Genomic DNA, 1,906 nt, shown 5'->3' with positions numbered 1-1,906 from the left:
TGAAAATGGAATTGCGGATAAGGTTGCTCGCATGGCTATGACCAATCAACTGTTTCAGGTTGAGGTTGGGAAATATAGTGTAAGCGGCCCTAACCTCATTAAGAATAGTGATTTTAAAAATGATACGAATAAATGGGTCTCAACTCAAAATTTAGGAAGATTGGTTAAGCATAGCTTTTATCACAACGGGCAGAAAGACCTTATGCGTTTAAGCAATGCAACTAAAAACAAAAACTTTTTGTCTAGTCACCGTTTTAATCTTGAACGAAATACTGACTATGTACTGAATTTTAGAGGATTTAACAACAGTGCTCTAGCAAGCTATGATGTTTATATTTTGGGACGAAGAGCAGGCGAGAGCGATGGATTCACAATCTTTAAGAAAGTTGTTAGCAGCAAGAAACTATCTACCTCTAGATGCGAAGATGTCTCAGTAACTTTTAATTCCGGAGAAATGGATAATGCTTACATTCGTTTTGAGAACAATGGCTCATCATCAGGAACAGCTGATTTGTATATTACAGAAGTTGACTTGTACAAAGGTTATAAACCTAGAACATGGCAACCACATCCAGAAGATGCAGTCGCAGATGCGAATAAGAAGCTTGAAGCAACGCAAACAAAAATGACTCAACTAGCTGGCTCCTGGTTGGTTCAAAACATCAACAGTGCAGGTGATTTGATTTCGGGTATCAATCTAGGAGCCAATGGACATAACCGCTTTGTTGGGAAATTAACCCATATAACAGGCGAGACCCTGATTGACAGAGCAGTCATCAAGTCTGCCATGGTTGATAAGTTGAAGACAGCTAATTTTGAATCAGGTTCAGTAACGACAGCTGTTTTAGCTGCCGAAGCGGTCACAGCTGATAAGGTAAAGTTTGATCATGCCTTTATTCGAAAACTTATTGCCAACGACGCCTTTATTGGAGAACTAACTTCTAAACGTATCTTTGCGACTAAGATTGAATCAGTTGTGAATCGCTCGACTTTCTTAGAAGCTTATCAGGGTCAAATAGGAGGGTTTACAATTGGTCGTTTTGCTCAAGGAAGAGGTCGCTGGATTTCTGGTGTCAACCAATTCTCGGTCGGCATGGGAAACGGCGAAGGCGGAAGCTACAATGGCGAAAATACCGCATTTTGGGCGAACTGGGGTTACAGTTGGAACAGTCCTGGCCCCAATGCTTGGTATGTGACAACGTTAGGAAACATGCATTGCCGAAACGGAGCAAATTTCCACGGTAGGGTTGACTTTTCGGATTCATCGAGAGCAAACTTCTATGGGAATACTACTTTTTCTCGTTCTCCTGTGTTTTCAAATGGTATCGAACTTGGAAGTAAAGACGTCTTTGGTGATGGTTGGAATCCCAAAGGCGGAAGGAATGCGGTTGTTTGGTGGAATCAGGTCGGTAGTGGTAGCGTGAAGTATTGGATGGAACAAAAATCAGACAGACGCTTAAAAGAGAACATCACAGATACAGCTGTGAAAGCCTTGGACAAAATCAACAGATTAAGAATGGTTGCATTTGATTTCATCGAAAGTAAGAAACATGAGGAGATTGGTCTAATAGCTCAAGAGGCTGAAACCATCGTTCCAAGAATTGTCTCACGAGATCCTGAGAATCCAGATGGCTATCTACATATAGACTATACCGCTTTAGTTCCTTACTTAATTAAGGCAATCCAAGAATTAAATCAAAAAATAGAAAAAATGGAGAACAGACATGGATAATCACACAATCGACAAGCTAGTCGCTGAGTCACTCGTCGACCGTTTGGCTGATATCGAATTGAACTATGCGCATTTAAATGTACACCATAGGCTGGCTTTGGCTGAATTACAGGCCTTTAAGGCGGTGCTGGAATATGACCCAGCGCTTAAAGAACTTTTTGACGAAACGCAAGC

2 protein-coding genes are annotated in these 1,906 nt (G+C 41.2%); both read left to right on the top strand.

All coding sequences use genetic code 11. The features are described from left to right. Positions 1-1,732, top strand: a 1,732-nt coding sequence (locus HT708_RS09030) for a tail fiber domain-containing protein (protein ID WP_240156212.1), incomplete at its 5' end; no start/stop codon positions are given. Beyond that, on the top strand, positions 1,725-1,906 hold a 182-nt coding region (locus tag HT708_RS09025; protein WP_172926283.1), incomplete at its 3' end, for a hypothetical protein. The genes HT708_RS09030 and HT708_RS09025, both read left to right, overlap by 8 nt.

The sequence above is a fragment of the Streptococcus sp. 3613 genome, assembly GCF_013277375.1.
GTDB lineage: Bacteria > Bacillota > Bacilli > Lactobacillales > Streptococcaceae > Streptococcus > Streptococcus pseudopneumoniae.
The sequence above is the reverse complement of the archived record's forward strand: the minus strand, read 5'-3'. Positions and strand labels throughout refer to the sequence as shown.